Source organism: Anaerobacillus alkaliphilus (assembly GCF_004116265.1).
Lineage (GTDB): Bacteria > Bacillota > Bacilli > Bacillales > Anaerobacillaceae > Anaerobacillus > Anaerobacillus alkaliphilus.
This window is the reverse complement of record NZ_QOUX01000046.1, coordinates 548,020-568,575: the sequence shown is the minus strand read 5'-3', so window position 1 is coordinate 568,575 and position 20,556 is coordinate 548,020. Positions and strand designations below refer to the sequence as shown.

The window sequence follows — 20,556 nt, the reverse complement described above, 5'->3', positions numbered from 1 at the left end:
AGACTTAATTGTCTTCGCTTTTTGTTATTTTAGAACTTCGAAGCATCACTAACAACAATTCATAATTCATAATTGACAATTAGTTGTTATCTCTTCCTACCTAACCCCATCGCACGTTTTGCTTTGGCTAGAGTTTTTGAAGCAATTAGGTTTGCCTTTTCGGCACCTAGGTCTAAGATATCATCTAATTCAGTTGAACTAATCATTTCATGATAACGCTCTTGAATTGGTTTTAAGGTTTTTACGACTGCTTCTCCAACGGCTTGCTTGAAATCTCCGTATCCCAGCTTTGCGAACTCACTCTCTAACTGTTCAATTGATTTACCACTACATAATGAGTGAATGCTCAATAGATTTGAGATGGCAGGTTTGTTTTCTTTGTCATACTTTACAACACCTTCAGAATCAGTAACAGCACTTTTAATTTTTTTCATAATAGTATTTTCATCATCAAGCATCGAAATATAACTTTTTGCGTTCGGGTTTGATTTACTCATTTTTTTAGTAGGGTCGTTTAGAGACATAATTCGAGCCCCGACTTTTGGGATTCGAACTTCCGGGATAGTGAAAATGTCATTAAACTTTTTATTAAAACGTTCAGCTAAATCACGAGTAAGTTCTAAATGTTGCTTTTGATCCTCGCCAACAGGAACAATATCAGTATTATATAGGAGGATATCTGCCGCCATTAAAGGTGGGTAGGTCAGTAGTGCACTGGAAACAGCATCTTTACCATCAGACTTATCTTTGAACTGGGTCATTCTTTCTAACTCACCTATATAAGCGACACACTGCATCATCCATCCGAGTTGAGTATGTGCTGCGACCTCTGATTGAATAAAAAGCGTTGATTTATTTGGATCGATTCCAGCAGCAAGATAAAGTGCTGCTAAGTTTTTAATGTTTTTTCTTAGTTGAACTGGATCTTGCGGAACTGTAATCGCATGTTCATCAACAATACAAAAGTAACAATGATGATCATTCTGTAACTCAACAAAGTGCTTCATTGCTCCTAAATAGTTACCTAACGTTAAAGTCCCACTTGGTTGGATCCCTGAAAATATTGTTTTCATACTAGTTTCTTCCTTTCAAAATATCTTATAGTTTAATCAAAAACACAAAAAAGCCCACTCATCCCTAAAAGTAGGGACGAATGGACCGCGGTACCACCCTAATTATTCTAAAATTAGAATCTCTCTTTCCATACAGCTGATAAAGCGATATGGCTACCTTGATAACGTAAGGACAGACGCCAAATCCTACTACCACTTAGAAAGTAAGTTCGGTTTGGAAGCTCAAAAGCCCATTCCATCAAGTTCTACTATCTGTGTTCCACCATTCACAGACTCTCTAAAAGCTTTGCTTGATGTACTCTTCTTTATCATCGCAAAATTATAACAAGTTTTTCTAATTATACTTAAGCAAAAAGAGAAAAGCAAGATGATCTTCCCCTAAATGTTTTAGAGTAAAGTAGACATTGAAAACAGCAGGTTCCTGTAATTGATCAGACAACCCCGCATATACATGTACTATAGTACTTATCAGATCACAAGGTGGTGATGAGATTGTATGTTCCGTAATCGTTTTTTCTATTTAGCAGCTATTTTCTTTATTTTTTTATTTTTAGCACTTAATTATGAGCGTTCTGAAAATGTAACTAAACGACTGGAACAAGATGTCGTAGCATCAGCTTCTAGAGCTGGAGTTTATAAAGGTGATTTAGCTCAAGACTTTCAACTAGTCAATGCAAGAGGTGAAATGGTTAGACTTTCTCAATTTCGAGGCAAAAAAGTAATTCTAAACTTTTTTGCTACTTGGTGTGGACCATGCCAAGAGGAAATGCCGACATTAGTAGAATTAGACAAAAGGTTAAACAACGAGACGTTTACGATTATTGGTGTAAATGTTACAAAAGAAGAACCAAATCCAAATCAAGTGAAGGAATTTATTAAACATTATCAAGTTGAATATGTTGTATTATTTGATGGTGATGGAAAAGTGATGAAGGATTATCAGTTAATTGGTATTCCAACGACTCTTTTTATTGATGAAAAAGGGAAGATTATAGAGAGATTGAATGGAATTGTATCTTTAGAAATGATTAAAAATCATAATTTCTTTGATGGTAAGATTAATCAATGAATACAGAAAAGCTGCCTAGGCAGCTTTTCTAATCATAGTGATGCAAATTTATTTTGGTTTTTAGAAAGTTCATTGTCAATCATTTGGTCTAATCGTACAATCATTCGTCTTGCTTTTTCATCCTCAATTTGGCGATAATGGTGTGATCCGCTAGGTTCTTCATCCATCTCATCAGCTAGAGCAACGACCTTTTGCAGTGGATCTAAATAAAGGTTCCCATCAGGCAAATATGAATCTGTGTGCAATAAAATGGCTAGAGCAATTTTCTTAGCTTTCTGTGGGTGTTCACCTAACCTAACCAATAATTTATGAGCCCGTTCAGCCCCTTTAATTGCATGTATGTCATTTTCCTTATACAATTTATAATCCCATTTACCATTTCGGTACCAAGTATAATGACCAATGTCATGTAAAAAAGCTGCTTTTGTAGCTAAATCAGGACTAACATTAAACTCTTTTGAGAGGTTGAAAGCATGATAAGCTGCTGCGATTGCGTGTGCCATTCCTGACCTTTTTACATATTTTTGTGTAATTCGGTGCTCGAAAATTGATAATAATGTAATATCTCTCATCATGTCGCCTCCTTTATATTTTTGAATTCCACGTCTGACTTGAAGATATTTTTACTATTATACATATGTAAGGTAGGCAGTGCAAGTGAAAAAAATTCATTGAACAAAATATGCATGCAAAACTAAGGTTAATTGAAGGTTCGAAGCAAATGGTATAGGGAATAATAACTGTAGATTTTGTAGAAACACCTCAAGAAATGACGTTTTTTTAAGGAACTTATTGGTATTCCCTAGGATCAATTGTATAATCTTACTAAGAGAAAGTATTGCTGAATATAGGAGGGGAATTATGTATATTACAATTAGTGAATTAGCGGAATACTTACAATTGTCAGAAGACTATATTACTCAGCAAATTAAAATAGGAAACATTCGGGCAGTGCATGATGGAGAACAATATTTAGTAAATAAAGCACAGTTTAAAAATACAAGGGAAAAAATTGAGAAAGAAATTTTATTATGGCGTGAAGAACAATTGCAACAAATACCTCCTGATATTGATGTCAAAGATGAAGATTAGTAGATTAAGGAATGGGGTGTAAGATGGAAAAGCAAATACTGAGACTCATATCGTTTTGTTTAATGCTCATAATTTTTCTTGTTCCTGTAGAGACATACGCTGAAAAATTAGCTTCTGAACATATGACAAAAACAACAGAATTGCGAATGCCAAGTATACCTGAAAAAATGATAAGATTTACCTTCCAATCCGGTTATAATTTCGAGTATCCTGATGCTGTTCGAGGAATTTATGTTACTGGTCATTCTGCTGGAGGAGAGCGCTTCAATTCTCTTATTGACCTATTAGACAACACAGACTTAAATGCAATGGTTATTGATATTAAGGATGATTTTGGATATATAACTTATGTGCCAGAAGAAGCCTCACCCTACAAGGGCATAAGTAAACCATATATACGTAATCCTCAAGATATGATGAAACGCTTAGAGGAACATCAGATTTATCCTATAGCTCGAATTGTTGTCTTTAAAGATTCGGTTCTTGCCGAAAATCGCCCAGACTTATCATTCACTGAAAATGATAAAGTGTGGAAAAACAGACGTGGAGAAGCTTTTGTCAACCCATTTCTAAAAGAAGTATGGGACTATAACGTTGACATTGCCATAAAAGCGGCAAAAATGGGGTTTAAAGAAATCCAGTTTGATTATGTTCGTTTTCCAGAAGGTTTTGAAAGAAGAGACGAAATATTAGCATATGGTACAGGGGATTATCATGGTGGAGACAGAAATAATGTTCAGAAACGAGTAGATGCAGTAACCGACTTTGTCGCGTATGCTAGGGAACAGTTACAACCCTATGGTGTTGATGTATCTGTAGATATTTTCGGGTATTCAGCAACGATTTCCGAAGCTCCTGGCATTGGTCAAAACTTTTCTAGAATTTCGGAAAATGTTGATGTTATTTCCTCAATGATTTATCCGAGTCATTGGACATCCTATTTTGGTATATCTAAACCTGATTTACATCCTTACGAGCTCGTCAGCGCTTACGCCAAAGTAGAAAATGAAATATTATCTAGACTTGAAAATCGACCAATATCTAGACCTTGGCTTCAAGACTTTACGGCTTCCTATTTAGGGGCAGGAAACTATAAGGTTTATGGTAAAGAAGAGGTAGAGGCACAAATACGCGCCTTATATGAGAATGGAATTACAGAATTTTTATTATGGAATGCCGGTAACCGTTATACACAAGGTGTAAATTACAAATTAGAATAAAAGAAATAGCACACGAGGGGTAGAAAAAATTCCTTTTGTGCTTTTTCTTTTATTATTCAGGCTGTTTTCGTAAAGTTTGTTGCTTTCGTAAAAATCCCAAAAGCCGGATTTTTACACAAATTACTAAGATTTTACCACTAATTTAGTAAGTACTGCTCTTTTCTTACATAATTTATTGGCTGATATCTTCATCTAGGGTATTTTTCCGATTATTTTAGGATAAAAAAGCCACAATGTTTACGAAAAGAGCCATTATTCAAGAACAATGCTTAACAAATTTTGAAAAATGCATATACTATAAGTAGAGACATGTTATAGTCTAATACTTTGGAGGTAAGTATGAATTGGTATGAAAAGCTTAATCAGTACTTTCCGATAGAAGAAATGAAATCTCAAAAGCATATGGAGTTATTGTTAAAGGAAAAAGGAGATATTTATCACAAGGATGAAGGCCCGAATTATGTTATGATGTATGTAGAAATGGATGATTTTTTATTTATTGATTATCTATTTGTATCAAAAGATGCTAGGGGTCAAGGTCTCGGGAAAAAACTACTAACTAAATTAAAAAAGAAGCAAAAACCGATTATTTTAGAAGTAGAACCGATTAACTACGTCGATACAGATACGGAAAAGCGGTTAAGGTTCTATGAGCGTGAAGACTTCAAGCATGCTAAATCAATTGGTTATCGTCGAAAATCACTAGCGACAAACGAGATTACAGAGTTAGAAATTTTGTATTGGTCACCTGAGGCAGAAGACGAAGAAATGATTTTTGATAAGATGAAGCATACGTACGAAACGATTCATACGTATAAAGACAAAGAAATCTATGGTGAGGCCTATCAAAGTGTTGATGAAGTTCTGTCTTTTAATGAAGATAGGACCTAATTATAAATGTTTCCTTGATGTTACGCAAAAGGAAGGTGTTCAAAAATGAAATCAAGAGACAAAAAACGAAAAAAAACTAGAGAGATCTTGAAAGAGCTCAAAAAGAAATTACCTGGATTGCAGCATATTCCTGGTAGAAATCCTGTTTCGTCAAATTCAAGAACAACGGCATAATTACTAAAAAGGATGGCTTTGATAGCCATCCTAATTTTTATGCTTTAAACTTTTAATTCTAGACTTTTCTTTGCTTTTCTATTTTCCTTCCACTGATCAGCTACATAATAAATAGCGGGTATTAATAGGAGGGTAATAAAAGTGGCAAAGCTAAGACCAAATACAATTACGATAGCCATTGGCTGTTGGATTTCTGTCCCCTCGCCAAATCCTAAAGTCAACGGTATTAATCCAAGAATTGTCGTTAAAGCAGTCATTAATATCGGTCTTAATCTCGTTGGTCCTGCTTCTAGTATTGCCTCGTAGGTATCAACTCCCTTAGATTTCAATAAGTTGATATAGTCAATCAGGACAATCCCATTGTTAACAACAATCCCAGTTAAAATTAATATTCCAACAAGTGAACCTACACCAAGTGGTTGAAAAGTAATGAAAAGGCCAATTAATACCCCAATTACCGTAATAGGAACACTGAACATGATAATAAATGGTGAAAAGAATGACTCGAAACGAGCTGCCATGACCATATAGACAAGGATAACTGCTAATGCAATAGCCCCACTTAATTTAAAGAATGCATCTTGCATTTGTTCATTTTGTCCACCAAAAGAAATTCTGTACCCAGCAGGCAAGGACATTTCACTTCGCAAAGTTTCTTCGATTTCATTAATTGTACTCCCAAGATCTCGATCTAGGATAGATGCTCTTACAGTAACTTCACGGAGTCGGTCAGCCCGGCGGATTTGATTAGGACCTTGATCTCGTTCAATGAGTGCAATCGCATGAAGAGGGACTTTCTCTCCGGTAGGAGCGTCAATCAATAATTGTGAGAGGTGCTCAATTGAAGATGTATAGCGCTCATCAATCACTAATCGGACATCTATTTCATCACCACTTCTAGCAAGTCTTGTTGAAACTAACCCTCTTGTCGCATCGTTAATCGCTCCTGCTACTTGGGCACTTCTAATGCCATAGAATGATGCGCGTTCTCGGTTAATACTGACAGTTATTTCCGGATTTCCCGCTGTGAAGTTAGAGCTTGGTTCTCTTACTCCATCAACTCTTGAAATTAATTCAATAACTTCGTCTGAAAGAATACGTAATGTATCAATGTCAGGTCCTTTAACTGTAATTGAAACTGGATCTCCTGAAAAACCCGAATCGCTAGCAGACACGCGAATTTCTGCAGTTGGTATCTTTAGTAGTTGATTCCGTATGTCTTCTGCTACTTCAACGTCACTACGTTTCCTTTCTGAAAGGTCTTTTAAGAGAATATTATAGTTAGCTCGGTTCATTTGTGTCCCAGCTGCCAAGGAGAAGTTATCTGTTCCGCCGACTGTTACATATGACAAATCGATTTCAGCAATTTCTCCAAGGACTTGATCAATGTCTTGGACCATCTCATAAGTAGAATTTAGTGCACTTCCTGCAGGTAATCTTGCATCAATACCAACAAAGCCTTGATCTTGTGCTGGAAGGAATTCTTGACCAATGAATGGCGTTAATCCAAATGACGCTAAAAACAGGATGAAAGTTATCATTATTGTTGTTTTTGGTTTTTTAAGCACCTTTTGCAACACACCTCTATACCAATCGGAGGTTCGATTAAACCCGTGTTGAAAGGAAGACTCTTCATCACTAACCTTCATAAATGTTGATGAAAGAAGAGGGACAATAATGAGTGCTGTAAACAAACTAGCTAATAACGAAAATGCAACACTTAATGCTAATGGCTTAAATAATTGAGCGGCTAGCCCCTCTACGAAAACAATAGGAAGAAAAACGACGACTGTTGTTAGTGTTGATGCTACAATAGCACCTCCGATTTCGCTTGTACCTTCGATTGCCGCTTCTTTTAAGCTGTATCCCAATTGCCGTAATCGATAGATATTTTCTAAAATTACGATGGCATTGTCTACCATCATACCTATCCCTAATGCCAGTCCTCCTAATGTAAGTACGTTTAATGTAAGGCCACTAAAGTACATGAAAAGAAAGGTAGTGACAATCGAAATCGGTATAGAAAGGCCGATAATTAGTGTACTGCGCATATTCCGTAAAAATAAATACAAAACTGCTGCAGCTAATATACTACCTAAAAGCATATTCCAAGCGACTGCGCGAATTGACTGTTCGATAAATTTACTTTGGTCAAAGATTGCCTTAATTTCAACGCCTTCTGGTAGATTTTTTTTCAACTCTTCCAAGCGTTTATTTATAGCCCGAGAAACTGAAACAGTGTTAGCCCCAGAAGCTTTTAAAACTGAGAGCCCAACACTAGGTTCTCCATTAAGGTAACTTTCTTGAAGAACGGGTTTTGTTGTATCTTTTATTTCAACTAATGACCCTAATGGTACATTCCCTTGAATAGTTGGAATTGGTAACGTTTCTAAGTCAAAGATTGATGTAAACTGACTAGTAATTCGGATTGGTAGGTTTTGATTTTGATCTTGTAGGGACCCACCAGGTAAATTTAAATTTTCACTTCCGATAAGCTGTTGTAATTGCGAAAGACTAACACCGTAGCTGTTAAGCTTATTCGGATCGACAAGTAATTGTATTTCTTGTTCAGTACCACCTTCAACAGTAACAGCAGCAACCCCATCTACTGAATCTAGAAAAGGTTTAATTTCATTTTCAACTAGTTTTTTTGCCGTAATTAAGTCACCATTCGGTTCAGTAATGGCCAATTGTGTAATGGGCAACATACTAGGGTCAAAACGGAGAACCATAGGCATAGGAACTTCCCTAGGTAAGCTATCTCTAATTAAATCTAATCTTTCTCGCATGTTTAGGGTGGCAAAGTCCATGTCAGTACCCCAACCAAATGAGACTAGAATGAGCGCTCCTCCTGTACGAGATGTTGATGACACAGATTCGACATTTGGAATACTAGACATAATCTCTTCAATAGGTCTTGTAATAAGCTGTTCAATTTCTTCAGGTCCAGCACCTTCATAAGTGACCGTTACTGCAGCTACTGGAAACGTAAGTTCAGGAAATAAGTCTACAGGAAGATCACGTAGGGAAACTAATCCGAGAATTAGTATTAATACAATAACCATAGACATTGCTACAGGTTTAAGTACAGATAATCTAGCAATTTTCATGTTAATCCTCGTTTCTTACAGTTATTTCTGCTCCGTCAGTTAGACGTTCTTTTCCTCTTGTTACGATGAGATCGTTTTTAGCTATACCTTCATGTACTTGAATGACGTCGCCACTCCTAACACCTAAAACAACATTGTTTCGTTTGGCAATACCGTCTTTTACAGTGAAAACATAAGCTGAGTTTTCGTCATAAAGAATACTATCGACTGGGATGACATTAGCTTTCTCAATACCACCAATATCAATGAAAGCTGTCACCCGCATTCCACCTTTAATGTTTTCATTGGTATTTGTAATGGGGATTTCAACTTTAAATAAATTTGTTTGTGGATTAATAGTTGGCGATACAACTTGGATGTAGCTATCAATTTGATCTTGTATTCCATCTATTTGGATTTTTGCTTGCATGCTTTCTTTTAATTGAACGACTTGAAAACTATTTACTTGAAATGTTGCGATAATAGGGCTTAGGTTTACTACAGTTACAAGCGAATTGTTTGGTGGAGCAATTTGGTTTGGAGAAACATTTATTTCTGCAATAATCCCATCAATCGGAGATTTAATAGTAGTCGCATCAACAGCAATTTGGGCTTGGCGAGCATTTTGTTTAGCTATTTCTAACTGCATCTCTAACTCAGCAACATTTATTTGCGGTAAACTACCTAGTAGCCCTGCTGCTTGAGTAAGTTCTGCTTGTTTTAAAGAAGTTTCTAATGATTGTTGAATAATCATCAGCAAAGAGACTTCTTCGTTTTCATCAGTTAGACCTCGTATTAGTTGTCTAGAACTTTCTAAAGAATTTTCTAGTTCAATTTGTAACTTTTCAAGTTCGGCTAGGCTACTTTTGGCACCTTTTTGCATTTGTTTAGCTGTAGCTATCCCTTTTTCGAGTTCGGTAACTGCCTTTTGTGCTTGGTTGACTTGACTACGTAAAAGTTCATCGTCTAACTTTAACAGTTGTTCCCCCTTGGTGACTTTATCGCCTACCTTTATAAAAACATCTTGTACAGTCAACGGAGTGGTCGTGAAAAGAGGGATCACTGTATTAGGTAAGGCTTGACCTGAGATTTCTAATTTTTGCTCTAAGTTCATTTCTTGAACAGATATTACATCTACGGGTATTTGTTGACCTAATGCTGATTCACTTGTAATATCTTTTGTCGAACAACTTGCCAAAAATACTAATGAAGCAATGACCAGTCCAATACGTTTCAAGTTTTTCATCTCCTAAGTAAAATCTATAATTAATGTTTGTAAAGTGAATTTAACTATACTTGATCTTAAGAATTCTACTACTAAGGTACTATATTTTAGATAATAGTACAAAAGAAATCACCTTAAAAATTTCTTTTACAGATGTTTAACAAAAATTGAAATTGGGTAAATGGGGAAGAGCAATACATTTAAGTTTTTCCCTATGTACAGAGTGTATAAATTTTGTTTATTTTCTTTTCAATCAGGGGTGTTCAAATTAGAATAATTATTGTATAATTTAATTATCAACTAACATCATATCTAGCAAATATAGTTTTAGATAAAGATAATTTGAAGGGAGAATGCGAAAATGGTTACTCTATTTACATCCCCAAGTTGTACATCATGTAGAAAAGCGAAAGCATGGTTAGAAGAACACAACATAGAGTTTGTTGAAAGAAATATCTTTGCTGAACCATTAACAATTGAGGAAGTTAAAGAGGTTGTTCGAATGACAGAAGATGGTACTGATGAAATTATCTCTACTCGTTCTAAAGTATTCCAAGAAATGAATGTAGAAGTAGAGTCATTATCATTACAGCAATTATTTAAGATCATTAGTGAGAATCCTGGACTTTTACGCAGACCAATAATTATTGATGAGAAACGATTACAGGTAGGTTATAACGAAGCTGAAATTCGCCGTTTCTTACCTCGAAAAGTACGTACGTTTTTCCTACAGGAAGCGCAAAGAGCTGCAAACGAATAGATTTTATGAATACAAGCTTAAAGAGGCAGTTATCAGCTGCCTCTTCTATTTTTTTTACTTTTAGTTTTCCTCTAAAGTCTTAATTCAAAACTATCACCTTTCATCTTATTTACGATCCACCCAATTATAATTACACCGCTGATAATGATGACTTGTAACAGAGTTGAAACAAGTGGATGACTCGAAAACAGTGGAGCCAATAGTGGTTCATGAAGGATCATCTTTGTAGCTGTGAAAGCTAGTATTGCAGAGCCAATGTAAATAATGATCGGAAAGCGTTGCATAGCATTAAGAATGATTTTGCTGCCCCAAATAATAATCGGAACAGATACTATCAAACCAATTATTACTAATGTAATATTCCCATGTGCAGCTCCTGCGACCGCAATTACATTATCAAAACCCATGACGATATCGGCGATGATAATTGTTTTTATAGCTGCATAAATAGTTGTTGTCCCTTTAATATCTCTATCGTCATCTATCTCAACCAATAGATGGTAGGAGATATAGAGCAATAGAGCACCACCTATTGCCATTAGCATAGGAATTTTAAGTAGATAGACTGCTACTAAGGTTAAAGATATCCGAGCTATAATAGCTAGTACTATGCCAGCAATCATCGCTTTATTTCGGATTTCTTCAGGTAAGTTACGACAGGCAAGAGCAACAACTATAGCATTGTCACCACCTAATACAATGTCAATACAAATGATAGTTAGTAACGGAATAAGAAAGTCTAATTCTAGGCTCATGGACACACCTCAGGTTTCATAAGTGAATAAACAAATAGTAAGAAATTTATTTTGTAATAAATAGTAATGCAAAAGGACAACTTATTAACTAAACATATCACTTTATTAAGTAAATCATTCCATTTTTAGAAAAATAATAAGAGAAAATTTTCTGTATTAATTTGCTTAGCATATAATTTCCATTCTTAATTGATTTATCATAGAATAGAAGTATAATATATGAAAAGGAATTGCTTTTTCTTCGATGGAAACTTAGAAAACAAATGCTCTTTACTAGTGACCAAGGATGACTATTCAGTTAATGCTAAAGGGAAATTGTTATTCATTTCAAGGGATGAAGCATCCCTTCCGCCATTTTGAATTCGCCAGAAGGGAGAGAAGATTTATGGAGATTGAAAGACTAAATGAGTCAACGATTAAGTTTTATATTACCTATAAAGATATAGAAACCCGTGGATTTGATCGAGAAGAAATCTGGTATAATCGCGAACGTGGCGAGGAACTATTTTTTGAAATGATCAATGAAGCAAATGATAAAGAAAATTTTGAATTAGAGGGACCACTTTGGATACAAGTGCAAGCTCTTGACAAAGGTTTAGAAATTATCGTTACAAGAGGACAAATTACGGATGGTAACGTAAGACTTGAAATTCCAGTTTCAAACGAACAAGTAAACATTCCTGTCGACGACAATATTGTCGATATGTTAGATGATAACTTTGTAAAGAATAAATATCGTGATCAAGATGATGATCAACAAGAATTATTAGATCTTGTTATCGGTTTTGATGACTTTGAAGATATTATATCGTTAAGTCACCATTTCGAAGTGAGGGGATTTAAAAACGCCCTTTATCACTTCCAAAATCGTTACTATTTATTCGTGATGTTTACCGATGAGTTCCCTGAAGAAGAACAAGATGATATCCTTAGCCAAATTCTTGAATTCGGTTATGAATCTGAAATTACGATTCACCGTATTCAAGAATATGGAAAAGAAATTATAGGTGATGAAGCACTACAAGCGTTACGAGGAATGTTTTCAAAACATTAATATGCCGATCAAAAATTGGGGTCAGGCACTTCTGAGAATAGATACCAGTAAATCGCCTCAAGACGAAGGTTTCTTATTTGGCTATCTGTTAATTTAGGAAGTTGCAGTCCCTTTTTTTTATTTGGCTGTTTTCGCAAAGTTTGTTGCTTTCGTAAAAATCCCAAAATCTGGATTTTTACACAAATTACTAAGAATTTACTACTAATTTAGTAAGTACTGCTCTTTTCTTACATAATTTATTGGCTGATATCTTCATCTACGGTATTTTTCCGATTATTTTAGGATAAAAAGAGCCACAATGTTTACGAAAAGAGCCTTTTATTTTTAACCTTTATACCTTTATGATTACGAGTAAAGAGGAAGTAAATCTTTATAAAAAAGAAATACTTTCTATAGAAAGTGAGATAAGTAAACGATGAAGAAGAAATTACAAGTTATGGTATTTTTAGCCATAGTTGGTGTGGTCTTGTACCTAACAAAAAACTATTGGGAAGGCTGGATTGTTGGAATTGTCAGTATTTTATTTTCTCTTTCTGCTTTTTTTATAGCAATTGTCATATTCTTTGAAAATCGGCATCCTTCGAGAACAGTTACCTGGTTAATTGTGCTAGCTATTTTTCCAGTGTTAGGATTTTTCTTTTACTTAATGTTTGGGCAAAATCACCGAAAAATGAAAACCTTTACAGAGAAGGCAATCATGGATGAACAAGCCTTAGATCGAATAGAAGGGAATAAGCCTCTTAATGAAAATGAGTTAGGGAAAATGGGTGAGGACCAGCAACTGTTGTTTCGCCTGGCCCATAGGCTTGCAAACAGTCCCATATCGTTTGCTACAGAAACAAAAGTGTTAACCGATGGAAAAGAGACTTTTGCACATATATTAAAGGCTCTTAGGGATGCTACAAATCACATTCATATGGAGTATTATATTGTTAGAAATGACGAGATTGGAAACGAAATTAAAGACATATTAATTGAAAAGGCTAAACAAGGTGTAAATGTTCGCTTTCTATATGATGCCGTAGGCTGTTTTCAGCTTTCCAAGTACTATATACAGCAATTAAAGGATGCTGGTGTCGAAATGGTTCCATTTGCACCAGTAAAGATGCCTTTGTTAAATCATCGTATTAATTATCGAAATCACCGTAAAATTATTGTTGTTGATGGCCAAATTGCATTTGTAGGTGGTTTAAATATTGGTGATGAATATTTAGGGAAAAATGAATATTTTGGACATTGGCGAGACACTCATTTATTTGTAAGAGGAGAAGCTGTCCGTTCGTTGCAACTTATATTCCTACGAGATTGGTACTATATGACACGTGAAACATTACTAAAGCCAAATTATCTTTCCCCTGATTTGCCGACATCCGAACATTTAGGTGGAGTACAAATGATTGCAAGTGGGCCAGATACAAGGTGGGAGGTTATTAAGAAATTATTTTTCTCAATGATTACTTCTGCGAAAAAGTCTATTTGGATTGCCTCACCATACTTTGTTCCTGATGATGATATCTTGTCCGCACTAAAAATTGCAGCCCTAAGTGGTGTAGATGTTAGAATTTTGGTCCCTAACCGACCAGACAAAAGAATTGTCTTTTACGCGTCACGTTCCTATTTCCCTGAATTACTAGAAGCGGGAGTGAAAATTTATGAATATAACCGTGGATTTATGCATAGCAAAATCTTAATTGTTGATGAAGAAATAGCATCTATAGGTACCGCAAATATGGACATGAGAAGTTTTCATTTGAATTTTGAAGTGAATGCATTTCTGTATAAAACCAAAAGTGTTCATTCACTCGTTGGAGACTATATTTATGATATGGAGCACTCTACAATTATTAGCTATGAGAAATTTAAAAAACGCTCTATTCATAAAAAAATCTTTGAATCAACTTCAAGGTTATTGTCACCACTATTATAGTAAAGGGGGTAGAGTTTAGATCATGATAATCAATCTATTGATTTTCTAAACTCTACTCTTCAAACAATAGATAAGAATTACTTAGGAGGGATTATATGCTTGTTGCTTTAACAAAAGATGGAACTCCATTTTCTTTAGTAGCCCATCAGTACGAGAAGAAGGAACTACTGAAGTTCCGAGGGGAGAAATCATTTTTTTGTCCAGCATGTGGACAAGAAGTAATATTAAAATTAGGTTCTAAACATGCTTGGCATTTTGCTCATAAACAGGCCCTAAACTGTACAGTTGAAATGGAAGGGGAAACATTGACCCACCTCGATGGAAAGAAACTACTCTTTGATTGGCTTTTTAATCAAGGTCTTACTGTTTCATTAGAACCTTATCTAAAAGACATTAAACAGCGCCCTGATTTACTTGTTACTATACATAAGAAGACCTATGTCATTGAATTTCAATGTTCAAACATCTCCCCGCAGATTTTCTACAAAAGAACGGAAACCTATCAAAAAAACAATTACATTCCTGTTTGGATATTAGGCAGCAACCAATTAAAGCGAGCATATCGAAACGTGTATCGTCTTTCTAGTTTTCATTGGCTTTTTGCTCATACGAATTTATCTTCTATACAACTCCCGCAAATCATTTCATTTTGTCCACAGAGTAAAAACTTCCTATTCTTAAGAAATCTACTAGCACTATCTACTTCTCGAACAGCAACTACTCAAGTATTCATTCCCCTAAATAAATGTACCTTTCAAGAATTCCTCACGCCTGGTAAGCCTGCTCTTGATTATGTAACTTGGAGTAATACAAAACAAAATTGGCGTATATATTCACCTAAATGTAGTACAGCAGAACTATTTGTAAGGAAACTATTCCTTCAGAAAGGCCTTTCTTTCATGTTATTTTCTCCTACTGCTGGTGTTCCAGTTCCTTACCATCATTTTATTGAGACACCAACTTATATTTGGCAAAGTTGGATAAGTATTGTTTTTATTTTTAGTAGAAATATAGGTGAGAGTATTCATGTTAATCTTGTGATTAGAGCATTTCAAACACTTGTTAGAAAGGGTATTTTTCACATTCGCTTGTTGCCTTTAGAAAATAATGAGAGAAGCCAGCAAGCTATTCATGAGTATTTGAAATTTTTAGTAAGTGAAAATCTTCTCTTTACCACAGACCATCAACACTATCGAATACTTAAAGAGATTAACTTTCCTAGAAATCTTGAAGAGGCAGCGAGGGCTGATCGAAAGGTCATGGAGTATTTCATTCAGGCGAAATATTAGCAAATTTATTTCGGGAGTAGTAATATTATTTTGTTCAATGAATTACATAATTACTATATTAGTGTTTGATATAAGTTGATAAGGTAATTATGGAATTCATTTATAAAAAGGATTAATTCTTTTTCATAGCGAACAATATATATGGAATAAGCTTTATTTAGAAGGCTCTTTTCGTAACCAATGCTCCTGCGGTTACTCGTCGCAAAAAAAAACTGTTGCTTTCTTATCCCAAAATTATCGGAAAAGTATTCTAGATGAAGGTATCAGTCAATAAATTATGTAAGAAAAGAGCAATACTTACTAAATTAGTTGTGAATTCTAAGTATTTTGTGTAAAAATCCGGCTTTTGGGATTTTTACGAAAGCAACAAACTTTGCGAAAACAGCCATTTAGAAAGCTGCAAACTATTCTTGATACTATGTTATAGAAATACGGAGGTGCTTTATTTTGACAGAACAATTAAAGACAAAACAGCTACCAAAGCGTGAACAAATCCCTGTTGAAAGAACATGGGACGTGGAAGCGATTTTTGCAACAACTGAGGACTGGGAGACTGAGTTTAAATCGTTACAAGAAGAAATGCCTGATTTACAAAAGTTTAAAGGCCAGTTAGGTGTGAGTAGCGATAAACTATTTGAATGTCTATCTTATCAAAATGAGCTTAGCATGCGTATTGGAAAGCTATATGTATACGCACATTTAAAAAATGATCAAGATACCACAAATTCCTTCTACCAAGGTTTAAACGATCGCGCATCAACACTTGCAACGCAATTTAGTAACTACTCTTCTTTTATTATTCCAGAATTGCTTAGTATTCCGGAAGAAAAAATTAATGAATTTGTTGCAGAGAATGAAGATTTAAAATTATATAAACATGCCTTAGATGAAACCAATCGTCAACGCCCGCACGTTTTATCTGAAAAAGAAGAAGCTATTCTTGCTCAAGTTAGTGAAGTAACACAAAGTCCTTCTAATACGTTTGGGATGTTGAATAATGCTGATTTGAAATTTCCTACAATTAAAGATGAGAATGGCGAAGATGTGGAAATTACACATGGTCGATATATTCGTTTCTTAGAAAGTAGTGACGGTCGCGTAAGGGAAGATGCTTTCAAAGCTGTTTATGAAACATATGGGAAGTTCAAAAATACATTAGCAAGTACGCTCGGTGGGAACGTAAAGAAAAACTTATTCAACGCGAAGGTTAGAAATTATCCATCAGCACGTAAAGCAGCATTAGATAAAAATAATATTCCTGAGGTTGTATATGACCAGTTAATTGATACAATTAATGATCATTTACATCTACTACATCGTTATGTGGCTCTTCGTAAGAAAGCACTAAATCTTGATGAGATCCACATGTACGATTTGTATACTCCGATCGTTAAAGACGTAAAAATGGAAATTCCTTACGAGGAAGCTAAAGAACTTGTGACGAAAGGTGTAGAACCACTTGGAGAAGAGTACGTAAATATTATCAAAGAAGGTTTTGAAAAGCGTTGGGTTGATATTGAAGAAAATGTAGGGAAGCGTAGTGGGGCATACTCATCTGGTACATATGGAACAATGCCTTACATTTTAATGAACTGGCAGGATAACGTGAATAATCTATTTACATTAGCACATGAGTTTGGCCATTCTGTTCATAGCTACTATTCAAGAAAGACTCAACCTTATCACTATTCTGGTTATTCTATTTTCGTGGCAGAAGTAGCTTCAACATGTAATGAAGCGTTACTAAACGATTATTTATTAAAGGTAACTGATGATAAAAAGAAAAAACTATACCTTTTAAATCATTTTCTTGAAGGATTTAGAGGAACAGTGTTCCGTCAAACAATGTTTGCTGAATTTGAAAAACTTATTCACGAAAAAGCAGCTAACGGGGAACCTTTAACTCCAGAGTTGTTAACAGCTACTTATTATGAACTAAATAAGAAGTACTTTGGTGAAGATATTGTCATTGATGAGGAGGTTGGCTTAGAGTGGGCAAGAATTCCTCACTTCTACTACAACTTCTATGTATATCAATATGCGACAGGTTATAGTGCAGCAACTGCATTATCTAAGCAAATTCTTGAAGAAGGAGAGCCGGCAGTAGCTCGCTATATTGACTTCTTAAAGTCAGGAAGTTCGGATTATCCGATTGAAGTTCTAAAGCGTGCAGGTGTTGATATGACAAGTGCTGACCCTATTAAGGAATCCTTAGCAGTTTTTGAAAAAACATTATCCGAAATGGAACAATTGTTGTTTGAGGAATAAAATTAGAGGCTGAAGTAGTTTACTTCAGCCTCTTTATTATCTAAGAGAAACCTCTAAAACGCCTTTTCTCATTAAAACAGTGGACGGTAAATATAATCGATACAAAAAATAGAGGGGCAGATAGCCAAATGGGAAATAACTTCATTAAACTTATGACAAAGATTAAGAAAGTCACAAAGATGAAGAGAAGGCCAATTAAAAACATTCCATGATACATGATTTGTCCTCCTATCTTAGGGTATTTTATAATACTATTATGATAGAGAGGGACAACTTATTCCAACTGAGAATAAAACATGTCATTTTTGTGAAATTGTTCACAAACTTCTTGCATTTCGAAAAAGAAATTGATAAATTGTATATGTGAAGTAGATCACATAACTCCCCCTAGGTTCATGTGAAGTAAATTCACGAAAAATCCCTTTATTTAAATCCCTTAGTTGTTTGCATGATTTATATTGTAAAAACAGCAAAAAAGGCTAGGTCTCCCCAACCAAGCCTTTTTTGCATTTGTCCTGTGTAATTATTTACTGAGATAGCGCCAAAAGGTACCATATTTTACTGGAACACGCTCAACAATTTGACGTAACACAAGCTTTTTCATTTCTTTTTCTACTTCTTCAATTGATAGATCATAGACTACTGCAATTTCTTTTGTTGCAACAAACCTATGATGTTTGAGAAAGTCCTCAAGATAAACAGTTGGTGAAGACTCTGGTTTTTCACCGAGCATTTCTTCTAAAACCTTGACATAGACATCATAATCGTAAAGCCCCGTAACCATTAATCCTTCTTCGTCAATGTTGTCATTAAAAACTACGATAGTAGGAAAGAGCTCGACATTCATTTCTTTTGTCGTTTTTAAATCGCATTGTAATGCTTTAATAGCACCATCGGAATGTAAATCATTTTTAAATTCAGTCATGTCCAAACCACTAATACTTTGCGCACATTCAATCAAAACCTCTTCTTTAGAAATATTTTGCTTGTCTAGAAAAAGAAGTTCTCGTAATTTCCTAAGGTACTTAATACCTAATTGTTTTCCTTGTAACTCAGCAGCTTTAACCGCAATTGAAGCTGCAAAAGGAGTAGAAATAGGATTTTCTAACCAAATATCACCATCACAAGACATACCAGTTCTACTAGCTGTTTTCTCCCAAGCAACAGCCATGTCTTTATGTGTACGTTTTTCATTACAACATTGCAATTTTCCACCGATAATATAGCGAATTTTAAAGTATTTGCAGTAATGCATTTGTAGTTTTTTTAGAATTGGTTCGAATGCCCAACATTCTGGACAGAGGGGATCTATAAATGTATAAATTTCTAATGGCTTTTTAGTTGTTTCTGATTGATTGAGATTAGGCTCTTCAAAACCGCATAATCCTAACTCATCATTACAAATGGAATTAGAGTCGTTAGTAGACAACTAGATCCCTCCTTTCAGTTTTTAGCTATTAACCATATGATAGGCAGTTTGTGTTAAGCGCTCGAAGAAATAATCACGTATTGGGCCTTCAAGCTCAATTTCGTCCATAGCTTCACTCATACATTCAAGCCAAGCTTGTGCTCTTTCCAGCGTAATCGGGAAAGGCATATGCCTTGCTCTAAGCATGGGATGTCCATGCTCTTCTGTATATAGATTAGGCCCTCCGAGAAACTGTGTTAAAAATTGTTTTTGTACTCTAGCCGTTTCCGTTAAGTCGTCAGGAAAAATTGGAGAGAGTAACGGGTGAACTTGCACTTTGCCATAAAAAGTGTCTACAAGCTTTTCTAATATATCTTTTCCACCAAGAGCATAGTAGGGAATATTATCTGACTGAGAATTCATTATAGGTCATAGGTCTCCTTTAAAAGTATGTAGCCTTATTTTAGCAAGGTGAATACTCAATCGCAAATAATCAGCTTAAGTAAGAGAGTTATTCTGCAATGTGAATTGAAAGTTTACATCTATAGTATGTGATGAAAATAAAAAAACTTGTGATGAAAACAATTCATCACAAGTAACTTTACTAGGCATAATAACTATTTAGGACTTTTGGAACATAATTCCTAGTTTCTTTAAAAGGTGGAATCCCACCATACTTATCAACATTTCCTGGTCCAGCGTTATATGCAGCAAGCGCTAAATTTATATCCCCGTTATATCTATCTAACATCTGTCGTAAATATTTCGTCCCACCTTCAATATTTTCTTTCGGATCGAAAATATTTTTGACGTCTAGCCATCTAGCAGTTGCAGGCATTAATTGCATTAATCCAATTGCTCCGGCGTGACTCTTGGCATTCTGATTAAAGTTAGATTCATGCTTCATCACCGAGTAAATAAGCTTGGGATCGACATTGTATTTTCTTGCAGCTTCTTCAATATACCCACGGTATTTCTCAGCTCGTGTGGAAATTGTTGCAGGTAATGGGCTTTGTTGAGCGTCTACTTGTAAGTTCAATCTATGTGAATTCAAATCCATAAAGAAGTCTGTGACATCTTTATCCTTGAAAGTACTAATATTGTTCATGAATTCTGTGATATTATTTTGTAATTTCTCTTCTACCAAATTAGAGAGTATTGAATCGAATGAGGAAGAAGATGGGTTATTATTTCCTTGTAGGTTACGGATTGCTTGAAGTTGAAACATATGCTGATAAGATGCAATCTTCACAGGAACACCA

General features: G+C 35.1%; 18 protein-coding genes and 1 other annotated feature. Of the genes, 10 read left to right on the top strand and 8 right to left on the bottom strand.

From position 1 onward, the window contains the following. Window positions 1-86: 86 nt before the first annotated feature. Window positions 87-1,073, bottom strand: coding sequence for a tryptophan--tRNA ligase (gene trpS / locus DS745_RS18010; RefSeq protein WP_129079609.1), 987 nt, complete (start codon window positions 1,071-1,073; stop codon window positions 87-89). 69 nt (window positions 1,074-1,142) lie between these two features. After that, window positions 1,143-1,394: a binding site (T-box leader), on the bottom strand. A gap of 175 nt (window positions 1,395-1,569) precedes the next feature. Between trpS and DS745_RS18000 the strand changes: the two genes are divergently transcribed. Next, complete coding sequence (locus DS745_RS18000) at window positions 1,570-2,142, top strand: TlpA disulfide reductase family protein (RefSeq protein WP_129079607.1); 573 nt, start codon at window positions 1,570-1,572, stop codon at window positions 2,140-2,142. 32 nt (window positions 2,143-2,174) lie between these two features. On the opposite strand, the gene DS745_RS17995 is transcribed toward DS745_RS18000, so the two are convergent. Beyond that, window positions 2,175-2,714 carry an HD domain-containing protein gene (locus tag DS745_RS17995; RefSeq protein WP_129079606.1) on the bottom strand — a complete coding sequence of 180 codons (540 nt, stop codon included), beginning with the start codon at window positions 2,712-2,714 and terminating at the stop codon, window positions 2,175-2,177. 289 nt (window positions 2,715-3,003) lie between these two features. Between DS745_RS17995 and DS745_RS17990 the strand changes: the two genes are divergently transcribed. The 4 genes from DS745_RS17990 (at window position 3,004) to DS745_RS25405 (ending at window position 5,519) form a co-directional block, all read left to right on the top strand. Continuing rightward, window positions 3,004-3,234, top strand: a complete 231-nt coding sequence (locus tag DS745_RS17990; protein ID WP_129079605.1) for an excisionase family DNA-binding protein — start codon at window positions 3,004-3,006, stop codon at window positions 3,232-3,234. A gap of 23 nt (window positions 3,235-3,257) precedes the next feature. Next, on the top strand, window positions 3,258-4,454 hold the full coding sequence (locus DS745_RS17985; RefSeq protein WP_196121282.1) for a putative glycoside hydrolase: 1,197 nt from the start codon (window positions 3,258-3,260) through the stop codon (window positions 4,452-4,454). 339 nt (window positions 4,455-4,793) lie between these two features. Further along, on the top strand, window positions 4,794-5,345 hold the full coding sequence (locus tag DS745_RS17980) for a GNAT family N-acetyltransferase (protein ID WP_129079603.1): 552 nt from the start codon (window positions 4,794-4,796) through the stop codon (window positions 5,343-5,345). Between the two features lie 45 nt (window positions 5,346-5,390). Then, window positions 5,391-5,519: a hypothetical protein gene (locus DS745_RS25405; RefSeq protein ID WP_277750932.1), complete on the top strand. Its 129-nt coding sequence runs from the start codon at window positions 5,391-5,393 to the stop codon at window positions 5,517-5,519. Between the two features lie 44 nt (window positions 5,520-5,563). On the opposite strand, the gene DS745_RS17975 is transcribed toward DS745_RS25405, so the two are convergent. Both DS745_RS17975 and DS745_RS17970 read right to left on the bottom strand, forming a co-directional pair. Then, window positions 5,564-8,629, bottom strand: a complete 3,066-nt coding sequence (locus tag DS745_RS17975; protein WP_129079602.1) for an efflux RND transporter permease subunit — start codon at window positions 8,627-8,629, stop codon at window positions 5,564-5,566. A 1-nt stretch (window position 8,630) separates the two neighbouring features. Then, window positions 8,631-9,845: an efflux RND transporter periplasmic adaptor subunit gene (locus tag DS745_RS17970; RefSeq protein WP_161568305.1), complete on the bottom strand. Its 1,215-nt coding sequence runs from the start codon at window positions 9,843-9,845 to the stop codon at window positions 8,631-8,633. Between the two features lie 349 nt (window positions 9,846-10,194). Here DS745_RS17970 and spxA point away from each other — a divergent pair, with 349 nt between their 5' ends. After that, a complete protein-coding gene (gene spxA, locus DS745_RS17965; protein ID WP_129079600.1) occupies window positions 10,195-10,593 on the top strand; it encodes a transcriptional regulator SpxA in 399 nt (132 codons plus the stop codon). Window positions 10,594-10,664: 71 nt separating this feature from the next. Here the strand turns inward: spxA and DS745_RS17960 are convergent, their stop codons facing one another. Beyond that, window positions 10,665-11,348: a TerC family protein gene (locus DS745_RS17960; protein ID WP_129079599.1), complete on the bottom strand. Its 684-nt coding sequence runs from the start codon at window positions 11,346-11,348 to the stop codon at window positions 10,665-10,667. Window positions 11,349-11,733: 385 nt separating this feature from the next. Between DS745_RS17960 and mecA the strand changes: the two genes are divergently transcribed. The 4 genes from mecA (at window position 11,734) to pepF (ending at window position 17,886) form a co-directional block, all read left to right on the top strand. Then, the gene (mecA, locus tag DS745_RS17955; protein WP_129079598.1) at window positions 11,734-12,402 is read left to right on the top strand and encodes an adaptor protein MecA; all 669 of its coding nucleotides are present in this window, start codon (window positions 11,734-11,736) and stop codon (window positions 12,400-12,402) included. A 415-nt stretch (window positions 12,403-12,817) separates the two neighbouring features. Further along, window positions 12,818-14,329, top strand: coding sequence for a cardiolipin synthase (cls, locus tag DS745_RS17950; RefSeq protein WP_129079597.1), 1,512 nt, complete (start codon window positions 12,818-12,820; stop codon window positions 14,327-14,329). A gap of 95 nt (window positions 14,330-14,424) precedes the next feature. Further along, a complete protein-coding gene (locus DS745_RS17945; RefSeq protein ID WP_129079596.1) occupies window positions 14,425-15,618 on the top strand; it encodes a competence protein CoiA in 1,194 nt (397 codons plus the stop codon). Between the two features lie 447 nt (window positions 15,619-16,065). Continuing rightward, a complete protein-coding gene (gene pepF, locus DS745_RS17940) occupies window positions 16,066-17,886 on the top strand; it encodes an oligoendopeptidase F (RefSeq protein ID WP_129079595.1) in 1,821 nt (606 codons plus the stop codon). A gap of 523 nt (window positions 17,887-18,409) precedes the next feature. Here pepF and DS745_RS17935 read toward each other — a convergent pair. The 3 genes from DS745_RS17935 to DS745_RS17925 all read right to left on the bottom strand — a co-directional run bounded on the left by DS745_RS17935 (window position 18,410) and on the right by DS745_RS17925 (window position 20,546). Further along, window positions 18,410-19,315 carry a ClpXP adapter SpxH family protein gene (locus tag DS745_RS17935; RefSeq protein ID WP_129079594.1) on the bottom strand — a complete coding sequence of 302 codons (906 nt, stop codon included), beginning with the start codon at window positions 19,313-19,315 and terminating at the stop codon, window positions 18,410-18,412. 21 nt (window positions 19,316-19,336) lie between these two features. Then, the gene (locus DS745_RS17930) at window positions 19,337-19,717 is read right to left on the bottom strand and encodes a globin domain-containing protein (protein ID WP_129079593.1); all 381 of its coding nucleotides are present in this window, start codon (window positions 19,715-19,717) and stop codon (window positions 19,337-19,339) included. Window positions 19,718-19,898: 181 nt separating this feature from the next. Then, the gene (locus tag DS745_RS17925) at window positions 19,899-20,546 is read right to left on the bottom strand and encodes a lytic transglycosylase domain-containing protein (protein ID WP_241657857.1); all 648 of its coding nucleotides are present in this window, start codon (window positions 20,544-20,546) and stop codon (window positions 19,899-19,901) included. Between the last annotated feature and the right edge of the window lie 10 nt (window positions 20,547-20,556).

Excerpts from the sequence above, each read along its gene's own strand:
- trpS (WP_129079609.1), bottom strand. The coding sequence starts at position 1,073 with ATGAAAACAATATTTTCAGGGATCCAACCAAGTGGGACTTTAACGTTA.
- DS745_RS18000 (WP_129079607.1), top strand. The coding sequence starts at position 1,570 with ATGTTCCGTAATCGTTTTTTCTATTTAGCAGCTATTTTCTTTATTTTT.
- DS745_RS17995 (WP_129079606.1), bottom strand. The coding sequence starts at position 2,714 with ATGAGAGATATTACATTATTATCAATTTTCGAGCACCGAATTACACAA.
- DS745_RS17990 (WP_129079605.1), top strand. The coding sequence starts at position 3,004 with ATGTATATTACAATTAGTGAATTAGCGGAATACTTACAATTGTCAGAA.
- DS745_RS17985 (WP_196121282.1), top strand. The coding sequence starts at position 3,258 with ATGGAAAAGCAAATACTGAGACTCATATCGTTTTGTTTAATGCTCATA.
- DS745_RS17980 (WP_129079603.1), top strand. The coding sequence starts at position 4,794 with ATGAATTGGTATGAAAAGCTTAATCAGTACTTTCCGATAGAAGAAATG.
- DS745_RS25405 (WP_277750932.1), top strand. The coding sequence starts at position 5,391 with ATGAAATCAAGAGACAAAAAACGAAAAAAAACTAGAGAGATCTTGAAA.
- DS745_RS17975 (WP_129079602.1), bottom strand. The coding sequence starts at position 8,629 with ATGAAAATTGCTAGATTATCTGTACTTAAACCTGTAGCAATGTCTATG.
- spxA (WP_129079600.1), top strand. The coding sequence starts at position 10,195 with ATGGTTACTCTATTTACATCCCCAAGTTGTACATCATGTAGAAAAGCG.
- DS745_RS17960 (WP_129079599.1), bottom strand. The coding sequence starts at position 11,348 with ATGAGCCTAGAATTAGACTTTCTTATTCCGTTACTAACTATCATTTGT.
- mecA (WP_129079598.1), top strand. The coding sequence starts at position 11,734 with ATGGAGATTGAAAGACTAAATGAGTCAACGATTAAGTTTTATATTACC.
- cls (WP_129079597.1), top strand. The coding sequence starts at position 12,818 with ATGAAGAAGAAATTACAAGTTATGGTATTTTTAGCCATAGTTGGTGTG.
- DS745_RS17945 (WP_129079596.1), top strand. The coding sequence starts at position 14,425 with ATGCTTGTTGCTTTAACAAAAGATGGAACTCCATTTTCTTTAGTAGCC.
- DS745_RS17930 (WP_129079593.1), bottom strand. The coding sequence starts at position 19,717 with ATGAATTCTCAGTCAGATAATATTCCCTACTATGCTCTTGGTGGAAAA.